The organism is Fructobacillus tropaeoli (assembly GCF_001047135.2).
GTDB lineage: Bacteria > Bacillota > Bacilli > Lactobacillales > Lactobacillaceae > Fructobacillus > Fructobacillus tropaeoli.
Window position 1 is genome coordinate 1 of the sequence record NZ_DF968151.1, and the last position, 494, is coordinate 494.

Below are 494 nucleotides of genomic sequence, written 5' to 3' on the forward strand. Positions count from 1 at the left end.
ATTTCCATTCAGGCACCTCACTCATCGTAATAAGCGAACCGCCACAATTTTTGATAAGTTGTATCAGAAACGTTGCGTCGCCCTTCTCCAAAGAATCGATGCAATTGTGTTCGGCTAACACCAGTCTTTCGTGCCACTTGTCCAAGAGTTAAATTGTTCTTATGGCGTGCCGTCCACAAACGGTTGGCCATCTTGTCGCTAATTTCCTTCGACATCTCACAACCTCTCAATCGTTAACTTATAAATCTGACCGCCGACTTCGATGTGCTGGTTAGCTGTAATGCCAGATAGTGCTGTGTGTTCCATGGCTTCAACAGCCTTTGTTGCCACTCGTTCTTTTTCGTTCTTAATCACTGTTTCACCCCCAGTAAATAATCGGTAGTTACCCGGTACTTGTACGCCATTCGCTTCAGAATGAATAAGCTAGGCTTAACGATTCCTTTTTCAATCCGTCCTAAATCTTTTTCGTCAATTCCGATAATCTCGCTGGCATC

General features: G+C 44.1%; 2 protein-coding genes. Both read right to left on the reverse strand.

All coding sequences use genetic code 11. The annotated features are described in order from the left end of the window. Positions 1-17: 17 nt before the first annotated feature. Positions 18-215: a helix-turn-helix domain-containing protein gene (locus AOQ32_RS08470; RefSeq protein WP_059394401.1), complete on the reverse strand. Its 198-nt coding sequence runs from the start codon at positions 213-215 to the stop codon at positions 18-20. Position 216: 1 nt separating this feature from the next. Then, complete coding sequence (locus AOQ32_RS08790; RefSeq protein WP_158531903.1) at positions 217-354, reverse strand: hypothetical protein; 138 nt, start codon at positions 352-354, stop codon at positions 217-219. Between the last annotated feature and the right edge of the window lie 140 nt (positions 355-494).